The sequence below is a fragment of the Soehngenia saccharolytica DSM 12858 genome (assembly GCF_059568515.1).
On sequence record NZ_JCANTN010000018.1, the window covers coordinates 26,186 to 43,644 of the forward strand.

Here is a 17,459-nt window from a genome sequence, read left to right on the forward strand (position 1 = left end):
CGCTCTTTAATCTGTAAGGGGTGATCACTTGTTTATAGAAGTCATTATAATATCTATACTCATAGCCTTTTTAAGAGGAGGAAAACTTAATAATCTTACATATGTTCGCATCAAAGGGATTGGATTTATGATACTTGGACTTGTCATCTACTCTATCTCAATAAGATATATTGCAAATACAAACAATGAAATCTCAAAAATTCTATTTTCAAATTTATCAATCATAAATATAATCACATTCGGATTAATATTATTTGGCTTATATAAAAATAAAAATATATCTGGAATAAAAACATCTATGATTGGAATAATTCTAAACCTGCTTCCAACTGTCGCAAATGGCGGGCGAATGCCTGTGTCAAAAAATGCACTTGAAAAATTAAACATGATTGATCAACTAAAAGTCCTAGAAGAAGACATCGTAATCACCCACACTCTCATGACAAATTCAACTAAATTTAAATTCCTTTCGGATATAATACCAGTTAAATACTTCTTGCCTAAAGTAATAAGCATAGGGGATATAGCATTATCCATAGGCATATTTCTAATGATTCAGAAATTTATGACTTCTAAAGATGTGTTGCAGTAAATTTTCATAAGATGTACAATTGTACTATAGTTAAATGGGAGTGGATTAGATGAAAAGAGGTATGAGATATATAATTGCAGTATTGATATTGTCGATATTATCTGGATGCAGCAGCGTATATACTCAACCTGAAGCATCGCAGACCGATATTGATGAAAACGTTACCAGAGAAGAGTTGACTCCTGCATTAGAAGAACCACCTGAAACAGTTGAAAAAAATACAGAAATAGACATCCTTTTTGCCGGAGATATCATGCTTCATATGCCGCAAATAAATAGTGCAAAAGTTTCTTTAGGATATGATTTTACTCCGCCATTTCAATATGTAAAGCCATATGTAGAAAAAGCAGACTTTGCTATTGCAAACATAGAAACATCCTTTTCAGATAAGGATAAACCCTTTAGCGGATTTCCTCTATTCAATTCACCTGTAGAAATTTTAGATGCAATAAAACTCACTGGTTTTGATTTACTTTCAACAGCTAATAATCATGTACTTGATCAAGGCAGAGATGGAATTATCAAGATGATTGATGAAATAGATAAAAGAGAATTGCTCTATGTCGGCACAAGTAAAGACATTTACACGCCTTACAGGATTGTTGATGTAGAGGGCATAAAGATTGGAATAATGACTTATGCTTTTTACTTAAACGGTTTAAACAGCCGATTAACTGACGATGAAAGAGGTAGAATGATAAATGTATTTGAAGAAAAAAGAGCTATAAAAGACATTGAAAACGCAAAAGCAGACGGAGCAGAATTTATAATACTCTTTTTGCATTGGGGAAATGAGTATCAAACAACTGCAAGCGACTATCAAAGGCAAACTGCGAAAACACTTGCAGAAAATGGAGCTGATATAATCATAGGCTCTCATCCCCATGTGATACAAGACAGTGAAACTATAGATGTAGGAAATAAAAAAGTAAATGTTTTTTATTCGCTCGGAAATTTTTATTCTAATCAAAGAAAAGAAACCATGGGCAACTCACTCACAGAAGATGGCGCTATGCTAAATTTACATATAGTTAAAGATAATCTTTCAAATGAAGTCAAATTAGAAAGAGTTACGCCAATACCAACATGGGTTTACAAGAGAAAAACAAATGAAAAAAATGAATACTTTATTTTGCCTGTAAAAGATGCCCTTGACGGAAATCTAGACATAGACTTACCTGAAGGTGTTTTAACGAGGCTAAAGAAAAGTTATGAAGATACCTCTACACAGCTTAATTTATATATAAATTGACACAAATAGCTCTTATTAATGTATAATATAAGAATAGACTAATGCAAAGGATGGGAGCCCATGCAAAGTATAATAAATTCCTTCATAAACATAAGAATAAGAGATATCATAGACATTCTCATAGTCGCTTTTGTATTATACAGGATATTGCTTTTAATTAAAGAAACACGTGCAGAGCAATTGATGAAAGGTATAGGCATATTGCTAATACTAACTAAACTGAGCGAATGGGCAGAGTTATACACTATAAATTGGATACTTAGCAATGCTATGACCGTAGGAACGTTGGCGCTGTTAATAGTCTTCCAGCCAGAACTTAGAAGAGGACTCGAATCTCTTGGAAGGAGCAGATTTTTTACAAAATCTTTTGTAGACATCAGGACAGAAAATATGGCAAAGGTCGTTGATGAGATCGTAGAAGCATGTGCTTCTCTGTCAAGACAAAAAATAGGAGCTCTAATGGTATTTGAAAGGCAGACTGGACTAAACGAAATAGTGGAGACAGGAACTAAGATAAATGGCAATGTAAGCGCAGACTTACTCATAAATATATTCATACCAAATACACCGCTTCATGATGGGGCAGTAATCATCAAAGACAACATAATAAAAGCTGCCGCTTGTTTTTTGCCTCTTTCAGAAAGCAGCGTAATATCAAGAGAATTAGGCACAAGACATAGAGCAGCAATAGGAATAACTGAAAGGTCTGACAGCTTGGCTGTTATTGTGTCTGAAGAAACAGGAGCTATATCAGTTGCTGAAAACGGCAACATATCTAGATATATCGATCCAGAAACTTTAAAGGAGATCTTACTCAACATGTACAAACCCAAGAGTGGAAAAGATTCATTCTTGAAATGGAGGTCCAAATATGGAAAAGAGGAATAATAATTTATCCTTAAAACTAGCAACTTTGGTAGTGGCGATACTTCTATGGAGTTATGTTATGAGTGAGGTCAATCCTGTAATAAGAAAGGAATTTAAAAATATAACGGTAAATTATTTAAATGTGCAATCCTTGGAAAGACAAGGTCTTGTGATAATGAGCCCAGAAAGTGCCAAAGTAAATGTAGAGATAACTGGGAAGAAAAAAGAAGTAGACAAAGTGTTAGCTTCAAACATATACGCAGAAGTTGACTTGTCTGGCTATGGAGAAGGACAAGTTAGAGTGCCTATCTCGGTTAAACTCTTAAACAACACCGCGGATGTTTCAGTAAGCAATATTTCACCACAAGAAGTTTTGTTTACACTTGAAAAGACTATACCTAAAGAAATAACCATAACTCCTGAGACTATCGGAGAATTGCCTGAAAAATATGTTGTGGGAGAAATTACATCCGAACCTGAAACAATAATCATAAGAGGCCCAAGGAGCTGGGTAAACGAAGTCGACAAAGCTGTGGCAACAGTCGATGTGACAAATAAGACAAAAGACTTTACCGACACTGTCCCTATAAAGCTATTAAATGGCGAAGGAGAAGAAGTGGTTGGAGTTGAAAAAGAGCCAAGTTTTGCAAAACTCACAGTTCCTATACTTCAAACTAAAGAACTGCCAGTAGAACTAGTCATCGAAGGCGATGCTCCTGAAAATACTTCAATAACAAATATTTTGCTAAACCCAAGCACAGTTAAAGTAAAAGGGTATGAACAAGATTTGAATTTATTAGAAAACATCAAGACAAAACCTGTGGACATAAATCTACTGCTAGATACAAACAAGATAGAAGTAGAACTAGATTTACCTGAAGGTATAGAACTAGTCGATCCAACTATCAAAGTATCTGCGACATATACCTTGGAAGAAATGATAGAAAAGACATTTGAGATAAAGGTGAGCGAAATGAAAATATCAAATTTATCTCAAGATTTGAAGCTTGATGACGAAAGTTTAGAAAAAAGCGTAAAAGTGACAGTAAAAGGATTAAAAAATATCATAGATGAAATAAATAAAGATGATTTAACGCCAACTATAGACCTTGACAATTTAACTGAAGGAACTCACCAAGTGACACTCACTTGGCCAACTGTAGAAAATATAATCATATCAAAAGTAGACCCTGAAACATTAAATATAAGTTTAATCAATAATTAAGGGGGAAATTTATGGAAAAAAGATATGTTTTAGCTATCAATCCTGGCTCGACATCGACAAAAGTCTCCTTGTTTGAAGGGGAAAAAGAAGTAAAATCCAAAAAGCTCGAACACGATAAAAAGGATTTAGAGAATTTCGACCGCATAATTGACCAGTTTTCGTATAGGCTCAAAGCTATCGAAGATTGGCTAAATGAAGAGAACATAAGCCTTGAATCCTTAAGAGCAGTTGTAGGCAGAGGTGGGCTTTTAAGACCAATGCCAAGTGGGACATATCTTGTAACTGACGCAATGATACTCGATCTTCAAATAGGCATACAAGGCGAACACGCATCTAACTTAGGAGGAATATTAGCAAAGCATTTGGCAGATAAATTGGGCATCAACGCTTATATAGTAGATCCTGTTGCGGTGGACGAGTTTGAAGATGTCGCGAGGATTTCAGGACTCAAAGAAATCCCGCGAAGATCTCTTGTGCACGCATTAAACATCAAAGCAGTTTGCCACAGATATGCAGACGAAAAGGGCAAAAAAATTGATGAGCTAAATTTAGTCATAGCTCATCTAGGCGGCGGGATTTCAATTTCTCCAATTAAAAATGGAAGAATTGTAGATGCAAACAATGCAAACCAAATGGGACCATTTTCACCTGAAAGATCTGGAACACTTCCGGTAGGCGATTTAGTAGAGCTATGTTTCTCAGGTAAATACAATGAGAGAGAATTAAAGAAAATGACACATGGAAAAGGTGGACTTGTGTCGTATTTAGGGACATTCGATGGGAGAGAAGTCTTAAAGAGAATAGAAGATGGCGACATTTACGCCAAATTAATCTACGATGCGATGTGCTACCAAATAGGAAAAGAAATAGCTTCAATGGCAACAGTCTTAAAGGGAAATGTAGAAGCAATTATAATCACTGGAGGACTGGCTTACTCAAATTATTTGATTGAAAAAGTTAAAGAAATGGTAAGCTTTATAGCGCCCATTTATATATATCCTGGAGAAGACGAGATGAGAGCATTAAACGAAGGCGTGCTCAGGGTATTAAACAATGAAGAAAATGCAAAAATCTATGAAGAAGAGGTGGAAAAATGGTAGAAACATTTGAAAGCTTATTTGAAAAAGCTAAAAACAATGGCCCTAAAAAAATCGCAGTAGCAGTAGCACAAGACGAAGATGTATTGGGAGCCATTAAATTAGCACATGAAAATAAGATAGTAGATCCCATTTTAGTAGGCGATGAAGAAAAAATAAGAGAAATTGCAAAAGAAATTGGTTTTGACTTGTCAAACATCGAAATCATAGACGAAAAAGATGGATCATTAGCTGCAAGAAAAGCCACAGAACTGGTAAGTTCAGGAAAAGCTTGTGTGCTTATGAAAGGCCTCATAGACACATCGATCATCATGAAACAAGTTCTAGACCATGAAATAGGGCTAAGGACAGGAAATGTCATAAGCCACATCGCGCTGTTTGAAGTTCCAACATACCATAAGATGTTTATCGTCACAGACGCAGCCATGCTAATAGCACCTGATTTAAATCAGAAAAAGGGCATCATTGAAAACGCTGTCAGCATAGCACACAAACTTGGAGTTGAGACGCCAAAAGTTGCAGTACTAGCAGCCAAAGAAAAAGTATCTGAAAAAATGGAAGCAACAGTACACGCAAAGCTATTAAAAGAGATGAATGAAAGAGGAGAAATAAAGGGCTGCATTGTAGATGGACCATTTGCGCTAGACAATGCAGTAAGCAAAGAATCTGCTCGAATAAAAGGCATAAAGAGTGAAGTAGCAGGAGATGCTGACATTCTTTTAGTGCCAGATATCGAAGCGGGGAATGTTTTGTACAAAGCGCTTACATTTTTAGCAAATGCAAAATCAGCAGGGCTAATAGTTGGAGCTAGAAACCCAATTGTGCTGACTTCAAGGGCAGACAGTGAAGAAGCAAAATTAAACTCCATAGTACTAGCTACACTAATGGCAAATTAGGAGGAAAACATGGCAAAACATAAAATATTAACTATAAATCCAGGTTCAACTTCAACTAAAATCGCAGTATTTGAAGACGAAAATCAAATTTTTGAAGAAACTCTAAGACATGATGTAGATGTAATAGGAAAATACAAATCAATAGTTGACCAATATGAATTTAGAAAAGACATCATAATAAATTCATTAGAGAAAAACAACATAAAAATCCAAGAGCTAGATGCGGTAGTCGGCAGAGGTGGCATGTTAAAACCAATCGAAAGTGGAACATATGAAGTGAATGAAGCGATGCTAAATGACTTGAAACAAGCTAAATATGGAGAACATGCTTCAAACTTGGGTGCGCTTTTGGCATATGAAATAGCTAAATCAATAGGTAAAAAAGCATATATAGTTGACCCTGTAGTTGTAGACGAATTAGATGATGTAGCGCGTATATCAGGCTTAAACTTAATAGAAAGGCGAAGCGTGCTGCACGCACTAAATCAAAAAGCAGTAGCTAGAAGATTTGCAAATGAAACGCATAAAAAATACGAAGATTTAAATTTAATCGTCACTCATTTAGGTGGCGGGGTATCAGTTGGCGCCCATAAAAAAGGAAGAGTAGTGGAAGTAGCAAACGCATTAGATGGAGATGGGCCATTTTCGCCAGAAAGAACTGGAGCGCTCCCAGTAGGAGACTTAATCAGCCTCTGTTTCTCAGGCAAATACACAAAAGAAGAAATAAAGAAAATGTTAGTAGGAAAAGGTGGGCTTGTGTCATATCTTGGCACCAATGATGCAAGAGAAGTTGTAAAGATGATACAAAATGGCGATAAATACGCAGAATTGGTATTTTACGCAATGGCATATCAAATCAGCAAAGAAATTGGAGCTTGCGCAGCAGTATTGAAAGGCGATGTCGACCAAATAATACTTACGGGTGGAATTGCATACAATGAAACATTTACAACATGGATAAAAGAGATGGTTGGATTTATTGCACCAATCACAATTTATCCCGGAGAAGATGAATTAAAAGCACTTGCACTAGGCGGGCTTAGGGTGTTAAATGATGAAGAAAAAGCAAAAGAATACATTGGTTAGGTGAATAAATGTTAAACGATAGAAGAATAAGAATCATAACTGGCCACTATGGCAGTGGCAAGACAGAATTTAGCATAAACTATGCAATAAAATTAAGCGAATTAAATAAAAAAGTAGCACTTTGCGATCTCGATGTAGTAAACCTCTACTTTAGAAGCAGAGAAAAAGAAGATATTTTAAAAGAAAAAGGTATAAGAGTAATCGCAAGCTCAATGAGAGGAAATGCAGTAGATATACCTGCAATCTCAAGCGAAGTGCTCGCGCCGATTGAAGATAAATCTTACGACGCGGTGTTTGATGTGGGAGGAGATCCAGCAGGAGCAAGGACCTTAGGCAGATATAAACCTTTCTTAAAAGAAGAAGACTATGACATGTTCATAGTAGTAAATGCAAACAGGCCTGAAACCATGACAAAAGAAAAAGTATTGGAATATATCGTAAAGATTGAAGATACATCTAGACTTAAAGTGACAGGACTTATAAACAACACCCACATGCTAAAACAAACAAAGCTCGAAGATGTGCTAAAGGGATATGAACTAGCAAATGAGGTATCTTTGGCCACTGGCCTTGATATAAAGTACAATGTGTGCTTGGAAGCACTTAAAGAAAAGTTACCAACAAATTTAAAAGGAGAAATTTTTCCCATTAAACTATATATGAGGGAAGAATGGATGATTTAAAAGGGGGATTCTAGAAAATGGCGAAAGCAAGTGGCAGAGTCACATTTGATGAAGACATGTGCAAGGGCTGTGGACTTTGCGTAACAGTATGTCCGGTTAACATCATACAACTTGACACTGGGAAATTGAATAAAAAAGGATATTACCCAGCAAGTGTTAAAGATGAAGACATGGGAAAATGCATTTCTTGTGCGAACTGCGCAATGATATGTCCAGATGTCGTTATCACAGTAGAAAGATTATAAGGAGGGTCACATATGTCTAAAGTTCTCATGAAAGGGAATGAAGCAGTAGGAGCAGCTGCAATTGCTGCTGGGTGTAGATATTTCTTCGGCTACCCTATAACGCCACAAAGTGAAGTTCCCGAGTACTTATCCAGAGAGTTACCTAAAGTAGGAGGAGTATTTGTACAAGCCGAATCAGAAGTAGCAGCTATCAATATGGTATATGGAGCAGCTGGAGCAGGTGGGAGGGTTTTGACCTCATCATCAAGTCCGGGAATTGCACTTAAACAAGAGGGCATATCATATCTAGCAGGAGCTGAACTACCATGTGTCATCGTTGACATGATGAGAGGTGGACCAGGGCTTGGAAGCATACAGCCATCACAAACAGATTACTTTTTAGCAACTAGAGGAGGCGGAAACGGAGACTATAGACTCCTAGTGCTAGCACCATCAGATGTCCAAGAATTAGTAGATTTGATAATGCTTGGCTTTGACCTTGCCGACGAATACAGAAATCCCGTCATGGTATTAGGCGATGGTATGATTGGTCAAATGATGGAGCCAGTTGAGTTTAAAGAAGATTTAAAAAGAGAAGCCCCAGAAAAACCATGGGCAACAACAGGCACAAAAGGAGCAAGAAAACCAAATATCATAAACTCACTTTACTTAGAAGCGGAATTACTAGAAGAACACAATCATCACCTTCAAGCAAAATACGAAAAGATGAGAGAAAAAGAAGTCAGAGTAGAGACATATAACATAGAAGATGCGGACTTAGTGTTTGCAGCATACGGAACTACTGCTCGTATAGTAAAGACTGCAATTGCAAAATTAGAAGAAGAAGGGTATAAAGTAGGGCTTATTAGACCAATAACTCTATTCCCATATCCATACGACGCATTTAAAAATATAAATCCAAACTGCAAAGGTATTTTAACAGTTGAAATGAATGCAGGACAGATGTTAGATGATGTTAAGATAGCAGTAGAAGGCAAAATTCCAACTCACTTTTATGGAAGAACAGGCGGAATGGTACCAGGACCTGCTGAAATTGCTGACAAAGCAAGAGAGATTTTAGGAGGTGGCAGATAATGGCAGTTATATTTCAAAAAACAAGAGGTTTAACTGATGTTCCAACTCACTACTGCCCAGGCTGTACACATGGAATAATACACAGACTTGTAGCAGAATGTCTTGAAGAACTAGGAGTATTGGACGATGCAATAGGAGTAGCGCCAGTAGGCTGTTCAGTAATGGCGTACAAATATTTCAACTGCGATATGCACGAAGCAGCACATGGAAGAGCGCCAGCTGTAGCTACAGGGATAAAAAGAGTAAGACCAGATAATTTTGTATTCACATATCAAGGCGATGGAGACTTAGCTTCCATTGGAACCGCTGAAATTGTACATGCTGCACACAGGGGAGAAAAAATATCAACTATATTTGTAAACAATGCAATATATGGCATGACAGGCGGACAAATGGCACCAACTACACTAGTTGGCCAAAAGACAACAACATCTCCATATGGGAGAGATAAGGAAACTCAAGGCAGCCCTATAAGAATGTCAGAACTTTTAGCAACAATAGAAGGAGCAGCATTTGTTGAAAGAGTAGCGGTTGACACTCCAGCCAACATAAGAAAAGCTAAAAAAGCAATAAAAGAATGTTTCCAAGTACAAATAGATAGAAAAGGCTTTGGAATAGTAGAAGTGCTTTCAACTTGTCCAACAAACTGGGGCTTGACTCCGCCAGAAGCACTAAAATGGCTTGAAAAGAACATGATGCCATATTATCCTTTAGGGAATTTCAAAAGACCAGAGGAGGTAAAATAATTATGGAAGAGAGAATAATAATCGCTGGCTTTGGTGGACAAGGAGTCATGGCAATAGGTCAAATGCTAACTTATGCAGGAATGATTGAAGGCAAAAAAGTATCTTGGCTGCCATCATATGGACCTGAAATGAGAGGAGGCACTGCAAACTGCAATGTCATAATTTCAGACAAGCCAGTTGGATCACCACTAGTAGAAGAAGCAAATTCAGTAATCATATTGAACAAACCATCGCTAGACAAATTTGAAGGCAATGTAATAAAGGGAGGAAATCTCTTTATAAACACATCGCTAATCGATAGAAAATCAACTAGAGATGACATAAATGTGTATTATATTCCAGCAAATGACATCGCAACTGAACTAGGCAACCCTAAAGTAACCAACATGGTCATGCTTGGGGCATATCTAGAAGTGACAAAAGTTGTATCATTGGAATCAATATATGAAGCATATGGAAAAGTATTCGGAGAATCAAAACTTCACCTTCTTCCAATAAACAAAGAAGCTATGGAAAGAGGAGCTAAGCTAGTTAGGGAACAAATAAAAGTAAATGCTTAACAGGAGAGGGGGAGGGTTTTCCTCTCTTCTTTTTTTAATCTATAACGAGGGGGCATATTGATGAAATTTGACGTTATTGAAGGCATAAACACATTTTCACTTAATCTAATAGCAACACTGGCACTTTCGGTTCTGCTTCTGATGCTTGGATACTCTATTAGGGGAAAAGTAAAGTTCTTGCAGAAATTTTGCATACCTGCACCTGTCATAGGAGGTTTGTTGTTTTCTATACTTGTCTTTGTATTAAGACAAAACAAAGTGGCGTATATTCAAATGGACACAGTACTTCAGACGCCACTTATGATTATGTTTTTTACTACTGTGGGGATTACAGGAAGTTTTAAAGTAATCAAAAAGGGTGGAAAGATCTTAATCATCTACTGGGTGCTGACATCATTGCTTGCAGTCACTCAAAATTTCATAGGACTAAGCATTGCAAAGCTTACAGATATCAATCCCATGTTCGGGATAATGGCGGGTTCAGTGTCTATGATAGGCGGACATGGCGGAGCGGCAGCATTTGGCGAAACAGCAGAAAAGATCATGGGTGTGTCAGGATCAATTGCAGTAGCCATGGCGGCAGCAACATTTGGACTTATATCAGGTAGCCTCATAGGAGGGCCAATAGCTAGATTTTTGATAGAAAGATACAAACTAAAGCCAGAGGAAACCAGCGTTACAGAAGAACATTCCCAAGAAGAAGAAAGCAAATATCCAATGGACTATGCTGGGATCATGTTCAATCTAACAGTGATAGTCACTATAATGGTGATAGGTTCAGTAGTAAGCGATGCATTCACCTCATTTATAAAAAGCATTGGGCTGGGAGATATTGTTCTGCCAGCATATGTAGGAGCTATGTTTGTAGCTATAATATTTAGAAATGTAAATGATAAATTTCATTGGTTTGATTTAGACTATAAGATAATAGACATAATGGGAGATGTATCCTTAGGAATATTCTTATCAATGGCACTTATGACATTGAAACTGTGGGAACTAATTGGAGTGGCAGGACCTTTGTTTATAATACTTTTTGCACAAGTCATATTCTTAACATTCTATACGATATTCATTGTGTTTAGGCTTTGCGGCAAAGACTTTGATGCGGCGATAATGGTATCTGGGATGTGTGGGCATGGCCTAGGAGCAACACCAAACGCTATGGCAAATATGAATTCGGTAACTAGCAACTATGGGTACTCTGCCAAAGCTTTCTTAATAGTGCCATTAGTAGGATCATTCCTAGTAGATGTGGTAAACATACCAAATGTGTTGACGTTTATGAATTTTATAATGTAAAAAAGAGTAGGGTTATTCCCTACTCTCCTATTGCAAACATAAATTCTCCACTCGCTGCTTTCTTTCCTCTCACATAAGCAACCCCTTCTCCAACACCTATGCTACCTCTCACTCTGGTTATATTAACCTCAATCTCTAAAGTATCGCCAGGCATCACTTTCTCTTTAAACCTGAAGTTGTTCACTCCAGCAAAGTAGGCGGTCTTACCCTTGTGCTCATCTTTTGAAAGGATAATCACAGCTCCAACTTGGGCCATGGTTTCAATCAATATAACTCCGGGCATCACAGGATTATTTGGGAAATGGCCTTGGAAATACGGCTCGTTTATCGTCACATTTTTATACCCTTTTCCACTTAAGCCCTCATCATCAACTTCAACTCTATCGACAAATAAAAAAGGGAACCTATGAGGTAGGATACCCATTATTTCATTTATACCAAAACTAGTCATACACTCATTCCTCCATATAAAATTAATTGTTGATTAATAAAAAAAATTGTAGTATACTTATCGTAAAATTTGCCTTTAAGCTAATATTATGATAATATATACTAGGTTAAATTGCAAATTAATTACATTAAGTAACATTAGGAGGTGTGCATTTGCAAAATAGAAATGTAGGCATATCGGGGATAGGCAGTTACATTCCTGAAAAAATACTGACAAACGATGACCTTTCAAAGATAGTAGACACGAGCAATGAATGGATAGTATCTAGGACAGGCATACAAGAAAGGCATATAGCAGATGAGTTTACTGCGACATCTGATTTAGCTACAAAAGCAGCCATAAAAGCAATGGAAGATGCCAATGTAGACCCAAAGGAAATTGACTTAATCATAGTAGCCACAGCAACACCTGATCATTTCTTCCCAGCAACTGCGGCGATAGTTCAAAAAAATATTGGAGCAGTAAATGCAGCAGCATTTGACATGAGTGTAGGTTGTTCAGGCTTTGTTTACGCAATGGTCACAGGTGCAAACTTTATAGCAACAGGTATTTACAATAAAGTGCTAATTATTGGAGCAGAAACATTAAGTAAAATCGTAAACTGGAACGACAGAAATACTTGTGTATTGTTTGGAGATGGTGCAGGAGCATGCATATTGGAACCATGTGACGAAAGTTTTGGAATATTAGCTTCAGAGCTTGGGTCAGATGGTGCCAATGGCGAGTGCTTGATAATGCCAGCTGGAGGCTCTAGAATGCCAGCAACAGCAAAAACAGTAGAGGAAAATCTTCACACCATAAAAATGGATGGCAGAGAAGTATTTAAATTTGCTGTTAGAGTCATGGACAGATCAACCACAAACGTATTGGAAAAAGCGGGAATATCAAAAGACGACATAGACTTTTTTATCCCTCATCAAGCAAACATAAGGATAATTGATGCAGGGCTTAAAAAACTTGAATTAAGCAAAGACAAGACTATGTTGAACTTAAACAAGTATGGGAACATCTCATCGGCTTCTATACCAGTAGCATTAGATGAGCTTTCCAAATCAAAGAGATTAAAAAAAGGAGACAACTTACTCTTGGTAGCTTTTGGAGCAGGATTAAGCTGGGCTTCTGTTGTTATGCGTTGGTCAAAGGAGGATTAACATGATAAAGACTAGAGTGACAGAGCTACTAGGCATTGAGTACCCTATAATCCAAGGGGGCATGGCATGGGTAGCTACACACGAGTTAGCAGCAGCAGTCTCTGAAGCCGGCGGCTTAGGGATTATAGCAGCAGGAAATGCACCAAAAGAAGTGGTTAGAGATGAGATTAGAGCAGTAAAAAAAATGACAAATAAGCCATTTGGCGTAAATATAATGCTACTTTCACCATTTGTAGATGAAGTAGTAGACACAGTTCTTGAAGAAGGAGTGCCTGTAGTGACTACAGGGGCAGGAAACCCTGGGAAATACCTTGAAAGATTTAAAGAAAAAAACATCAAAGTAATACCAGTAGTTCCAAGTGTAGCACTTGCTAAGAGAATGGAAAAAGAAGGAGTAGACGCAGTCATAGTAGAAGGTACAGAAGCAGGTGGACATATAGGAGAGCTGACCACATTCGCTTTAGTACCTCAAGTAGTAGATGCTGTGAGCCTTCCAGTAATAGCAGCAGGCGGGATTGCTGATGCAAGAGGATTTGTAGCAGCATTTGCGCTTGGAGCAGAAGGAGTGCAAATGGGTACGAGATTTGTACTTTCCACAGAAGCAAAAGTACACGAAAACTATAAAAACTTGCTCTTAAAAGCTAAAGACAGAGATGCGATAGTAACAGGAAGGACTACAGGGCATCCAGTAAGAGTAATAAAAAATAAATTCACAAGGGAATTTTTAGAGCTAGAAAAACAAAATGTGCCACTTGAAGAATTAGATAAATTTGGAGCAGGCAAATTGAGACTTGCGGTAGTAGAGGGCGACGTAGAACAAGGCTCTGTCATGAGTGGACAAATAGCAGGGCTCATAAATGACATAAAACCATGTAAAGAAATAATAGAAGGCATATGCAGTGAAGCTGAAACAGTAATACAAAACCTTTCTAAAATGATAGGAGGGAGATAATATGGGTAAGATAGCATTTATATTCCCTGGACAGGGATCACAATATGTAGGCATGGGAAAAGACTTCTATGACGAGATAAAAGAATCAAAATTGGTCTTTGAAGAAGCAGACGATGCATTGAACATGAAATTAAGCTCATTGATATTCGAAGGCACAGAAGAAGACTTGATGAAAACTGAAATAACTCAACCAGCAGTGCTCACAGCAAGCATAGCAATGCTAAAAGCTTTGGGAAAAGAAGGAATAGACTGTGACTACACAGCAGGTTTAAGCTTAGGAGAATACAGCTCTTTAGTGACAAGCAAAGCAATGAGTTTTTCCGATACATTGAGAGTGGTAAGAGAAAGAGGAAAGTTCATGCAAGAAGCTGTTCCACAAGGAGTAGGCGGCATGGCTGCACTCTTGGGTCTAGATAGAATTTATCTACCTGAAGTATTGGAAGCAGGTAAAGACTATGGAATAGTAGAAGTTGCAAACTACAACTCTCCTGAACAAATAGTAATATCAGGAGAACTCAAAGGAATAAAGATTTCATGCAAAAAAGCTATAGAACTTGGAGCAAAAAAAGCAGTAGAGTTGCCAGTAAGCGCTCCATTCCACACTTCACTTTTGACGCCAGCAGGTGAAAAATTGAGAAGAGAGCTGGAAAAAGTAAAGATAAATGATCTACAAAAGACCGTCATATCAAATGTAGACGGAAAACCAGTAGAAACTAAAGACGAGATAGTGCAAAAGCTAGTTGATCAAGTATCCCACTCAGTATTGTGGCAGCAATCAATTGAAAACATGATAAACGATGGAGTAGATACTTTCATAGAAATAGGACCAGGCAAATCACTATCTGGCTTTGTAAAGAGAATTGGCAAAAGCATGAACAAAGAAGTAACTACACTGAATATAAACAATATGGAAACTTTTAGACAAACAGTAGAAAAACTCACAAAGGGGGCATAAATTTTGGATAAAAAAATTGCCCTAGTAACAGGAGGAAGCAAGGGAATAGGTAAAAGCATAGCGATAAAATTAGCCAGTGAAGGCTATGACATTGCATTCACTTATTCAAGCGATGACGATGCAGCTCACGATACTTTAGAAGAATTGAATAAACTTGGCTCAAATACATTGAGCATAAAAAAAGACATGAGCATAGAAGAAGATGTAAAAGAAGCCATCAAAGAGATAGAAGAAAAACTCGGCACAGTAGATGTGCTAGTGAACAATGCAGGAATCACCAGAGATGGGCTTTTGATGAAGATGAAGACAGAAGACTTTGATAGAGTTATAGAAGTAAATTTAAGAAGTGTATTTTTGACAACAAGAGAAGTCATAAGACCTATGATGAAAAAGAGATACGGGAAAATAATCAACGTTTCATCAGTAGTTGGCATCATGGGAAATGCAGGACAGGCAAACTATGCAGCATCAAAAGCAGGAGTGATTGGCTTTACAAAGTCCATTGCCAAAGAGTTTGCTTCAAGAGGTATCAGAGCAAACGCAATTGCGCCGGGATTTGTAGAAACCGACATGACTAAAGTGTTAAAAGAAGATGTAAAAGAGGAAATGCTCAAAAACATACCATTAGGTTACTTTGCAAAACCTGAAGATGTAGCTAATCTTGTGAGCTTCTTAGCAAGCGAAAAATCAGACTATATCACAGGCCAAGTAATACAAATAGATGGTGGAATGAATATATAAAACTAGGAGGAATGTAAAATGGTATTTGAAAAAGTAAAACATATCATAGCAGATCAATTAGGAGTAGAGGAAGATGAAATAACCATGCAAACATCAATGATGGGCGATCTACAAGCTGACTCATTAGATGCAGTAGAGATAATGATGGCTCTAGAAGATGAATTTGAAATCGAGATCCCCGATGAAGATGCTGAAAACTTCAAAAATATTGGCGATATAGTAAAATATATCGAGGGGAAAATTGCTTAATATGTCAGATAGAAGAGTAGTCATCACAGGACTAGGAGCTGTCAGCCCTGTGGGGATTGGCAAAGACAGTTTCTGGGAGTCTTTGACAAGTGGAAAGTCAGGGATAGACTATATCACTAAATTTGACACTGATAATTTTGATGTAAAGATAGGGGCAGAAGTAAAAGACTTTGATCCCACTCTTTATATGGACAAAAAAGAAGCAAAGAGGATGGACTTATTCACTCAATATGCAGTAGCTGGAACTTATTTGGCTTTTAAAGATGCATCACTTTCCCCTGACGAACTTGACTCAAATAGAACAGGAATAATCATAGGTTCAGGCATAGGTGGGATATCCACTTTTGAAACTGAAAAAGAAAAGCTCATGGCAAAAGGACCAAGCAGAGTAAGCCCATTTTTCATACCAATGATGATATCAAATATGGCAGCAGGGCAGATAGCAATCAGTTTCAATATAAAGGGGCCTTCAATGACCATAACAACAGCGTGTGCATCTGGCACTCATGCAATAGGAGAAGCTTTTAGAATGATAAAACTTGGAGTGATTGATGCAGCGGTGACAGGTGGCACTGAAGCTGCCATATCACCTATGGCAGTGGCAGGATTTAGCTCTATGAAAGCTCTATCAACTAGAAATGATGAGCCCCAAAAAGCGAGCAGACCTTTTGACAAAGACAGAGATGGATTTGTAATAGGCGAAGGAGCAGGGATATTGTTCATTGAAGAACTAGAACATGCGCTAAAAAGGAATGCGACCATTTACGCTGAGATAGTCGGATATGGAGCAACCACAGACGCATTTCATATAACTCAGCCAGATCCAAATGCAGATGGAGCAAGAACAGCAATGCAACTTGCACTATTAGAAGCTCAAGCGCCATTTGAAGAGGTTGACTATATCAATGCTCATGGAACAAGCACATATTACAATGATAAATTGGAAACATTGGCGATAAGAGATTTGTTTAAAGAGCATGCAAAAGAGATAAATATAAGCTCAACTAAATCTATGACAGGACATCTCCTAGGGGCAGCAGGTGGAATAGAGGCTATCGCAACAGCACTAGCCATAAAAGAAAGCACAATTCCCCCTACTATAAACTATGAGACAAAAGACGAAGAATGTGACTTAAACTACACGCCAAATGTAAAAGTGAATAGAGAAATAAGGTATGCGCTCTCAAACTCTTTAGGTTTTGGAGGGCACAACGCAAGTATACTTTTAAAGAGATATATTTAACCCTGGAAATTTCCAGGGTTTTTTTGTGAGTATGTATTGTATGTTACCAAATAAAATGCTATAATTTAATCATTCAACAAACGAATAAAGAA

Annotated in this window: 20 protein-coding genes; 19 read left to right on the plus strand and 1 reads right to left on the minus strand. The window is 37.5% G+C overall.

All coding sequences use genetic code 11. The features are described from left to right. Positions 1-28: 28 nt before the first annotated feature. The 13 genes from BO51_RS06270 to gltS are packed head-to-tail and all read left to right on the plus strand — an operon-like array spanning position 29 to position 11,625. Positions 29-592, plus strand: coding sequence for a DUF5317 domain-containing protein (locus BO51_RS06270; RefSeq protein ID WP_496485016.1), 564 nt, complete (start codon positions 29-31; stop codon positions 590-592). Positions 593-641: 49 nt separating this feature from the next. Beyond that, positions 642-1,844, plus strand: coding sequence for a CapA family protein (locus tag BO51_RS06275; RefSeq protein ID WP_496485018.1), 1,203 nt, complete (start codon positions 642-644; stop codon positions 1,842-1,844). 60 nt (positions 1,845-1,904) lie between these two features. Then, on the plus strand, positions 1,905-2,732 hold the full coding sequence (cdaA, locus tag BO51_RS06280) for a diadenylate cyclase CdaA (RefSeq protein ID WP_496485020.1): 828 nt from the start codon (positions 1,905-1,907) through the stop codon (positions 2,730-2,732). Then, on the plus strand, positions 2,716-3,936 hold the full coding sequence (locus BO51_RS06285) for a CdaR family protein (RefSeq protein WP_496485022.1): 1,221 nt from the start codon (positions 2,716-2,718) through the stop codon (positions 3,934-3,936). Before cdaA ends, BO51_RS06285 begins: the two co-directional genes overlap by 17 nt. An 11-nt stretch (positions 3,937-3,947) precedes the next feature. Continuing rightward, positions 3,948-5,036 carry a butyrate kinase gene (gene buk / locus BO51_RS06290; protein ID WP_496485024.1) on the plus strand — a complete coding sequence of 363 codons (1,089 nt, stop codon included), beginning with the start codon at positions 3,948-3,950 and terminating at the stop codon, positions 5,034-5,036. Further along, entirely contained in the window at positions 5,030-5,929 is a 900-nt protein-coding gene (gene ptb, locus BO51_RS06295) for a phosphate butyryltransferase (protein WP_496485026.1), read from the plus strand. The genes buk (BO51_RS06290) and ptb overlap by 7 nt, the downstream gene beginning before the upstream one ends. A gap of 9 nt (positions 5,930-5,938) precedes the next feature. Continuing rightward, positions 5,939-7,015: a butyrate kinase gene (gene buk, locus BO51_RS06300; RefSeq protein ID WP_496485028.1), complete on the plus strand. Its 1,077-nt coding sequence runs from the start codon at positions 5,939-5,941 to the stop codon at positions 7,013-7,015. A gap of 8 nt (positions 7,016-7,023) precedes the next feature. Continuing rightward, a complete protein-coding gene (locus tag BO51_RS06305) occupies positions 7,024-7,698 on the plus strand; it encodes a nucleotide-binding protein (protein WP_496485030.1) in 675 nt (224 codons plus the stop codon). A 17-nt stretch (positions 7,699-7,715) separates the two neighbouring features. Continuing rightward, complete coding sequence (locus tag BO51_RS06310) at positions 7,716-7,943, plus strand: 4Fe-4S dicluster domain-containing protein (RefSeq protein ID WP_496485032.1); 228 nt, start codon at positions 7,716-7,718, stop codon at positions 7,941-7,943. Positions 7,944-7,955: 12 nt separating this feature from the next. Then, positions 7,956-9,017 (plus strand): 3-methyl-2-oxobutanoate dehydrogenase subunit VorB, encoded by a 1,062-nt coding sequence (locus tag BO51_RS06315; RefSeq protein ID WP_496485034.1) that lies wholly within the window; start codon positions 7,956-7,958, stop codon positions 9,015-9,017. Beyond that, the gene (locus BO51_RS06320; protein ID WP_496485036.1) at positions 9,017-9,763 is read left to right on the plus strand and encodes a thiamine pyrophosphate-dependent enzyme; all 747 of its coding nucleotides are present in this window, start codon (positions 9,017-9,019) and stop codon (positions 9,761-9,763) included. Before BO51_RS06315 ends, BO51_RS06320 begins: the two co-directional genes overlap by 1 nt. Before the next feature lie 2 nt (positions 9,764-9,765). Continuing rightward, a complete protein-coding gene (locus tag BO51_RS06325) occupies positions 9,766-10,323 on the plus strand; it encodes a 2-oxoacid:ferredoxin oxidoreductase subunit gamma family protein (protein ID WP_496485038.1) in 558 nt (185 codons plus the stop codon). Between the two features lie 60 nt (positions 10,324-10,383). Next, positions 10,384-11,625, plus strand: coding sequence for a sodium/glutamate symporter (gltS, locus tag BO51_RS06330; protein WP_496485040.1), 1,242 nt, complete (start codon positions 10,384-10,386; stop codon positions 11,623-11,625). A gap of 19 nt (positions 11,626-11,644) precedes the next feature. On the opposite strand, the gene fabZ is transcribed toward gltS, so the two are convergent. Further along, positions 11,645-12,076: a 3-hydroxyacyl-ACP dehydratase FabZ gene (gene fabZ / locus BO51_RS06335; RefSeq protein ID WP_496485042.1), complete on the minus strand. Its 432-nt coding sequence runs from the start codon at positions 12,074-12,076 to the stop codon at positions 11,645-11,647. 152 nt (positions 12,077-12,228) lie between these two features. On the opposite strand from fabZ, the gene BO51_RS06340 reads away from it, so the two are divergent. The 6 genes from BO51_RS06340 to fabF are packed head-to-tail and all read left to right on the plus strand — an operon-like array spanning position 12,229 to position 17,367. After that, complete coding sequence (locus BO51_RS06340; protein ID WP_496485044.1) at positions 12,229-13,227, plus strand: beta-ketoacyl-ACP synthase III; 999 nt, start codon at positions 12,229-12,231, stop codon at positions 13,225-13,227. A 1-nt stretch (position 13,228) separates the two neighbouring features. Then, entirely contained in the window at positions 13,229-14,179 is a 951-nt protein-coding gene (gene fabK / locus BO51_RS06345; protein WP_496485046.1) for an enoyl-[acyl-carrier-protein] reductase FabK, read from the plus strand. Position 14,180: 1 nt separating this feature from the next. After that, the gene (gene fabD / locus BO51_RS06350; protein ID WP_496485048.1) at positions 14,181-15,134 is read left to right on the plus strand and encodes an ACP S-malonyltransferase; all 954 of its coding nucleotides are present in this window, start codon (positions 14,181-14,183) and stop codon (positions 15,132-15,134) included. Positions 15,135-15,137: 3 nt separating this feature from the next. Further along, on the plus strand, positions 15,138-15,875 hold the full coding sequence (gene fabG / locus BO51_RS06355) for a 3-oxoacyl-[acyl-carrier-protein] reductase (protein ID WP_496485050.1): 738 nt from the start codon (positions 15,138-15,140) through the stop codon (positions 15,873-15,875). An 18-nt stretch (positions 15,876-15,893) separates the two neighbouring features. Next, positions 15,894-16,124 (plus strand): acyl carrier protein, encoded by a 231-nt coding sequence (gene acpP / locus BO51_RS06360; protein ID WP_169578796.1) that lies wholly within the window; start codon positions 15,894-15,896, stop codon positions 16,122-16,124. 1 nt (position 16,125) lies between these two features. After that, positions 16,126-17,367, plus strand: coding sequence for a beta-ketoacyl-ACP synthase II (fabF, locus tag BO51_RS06365; RefSeq protein WP_496485053.1), 1,242 nt, complete (start codon positions 16,126-16,128; stop codon positions 17,365-17,367). Positions 17,368-17,459: the final 92 nt, after the last annotated feature.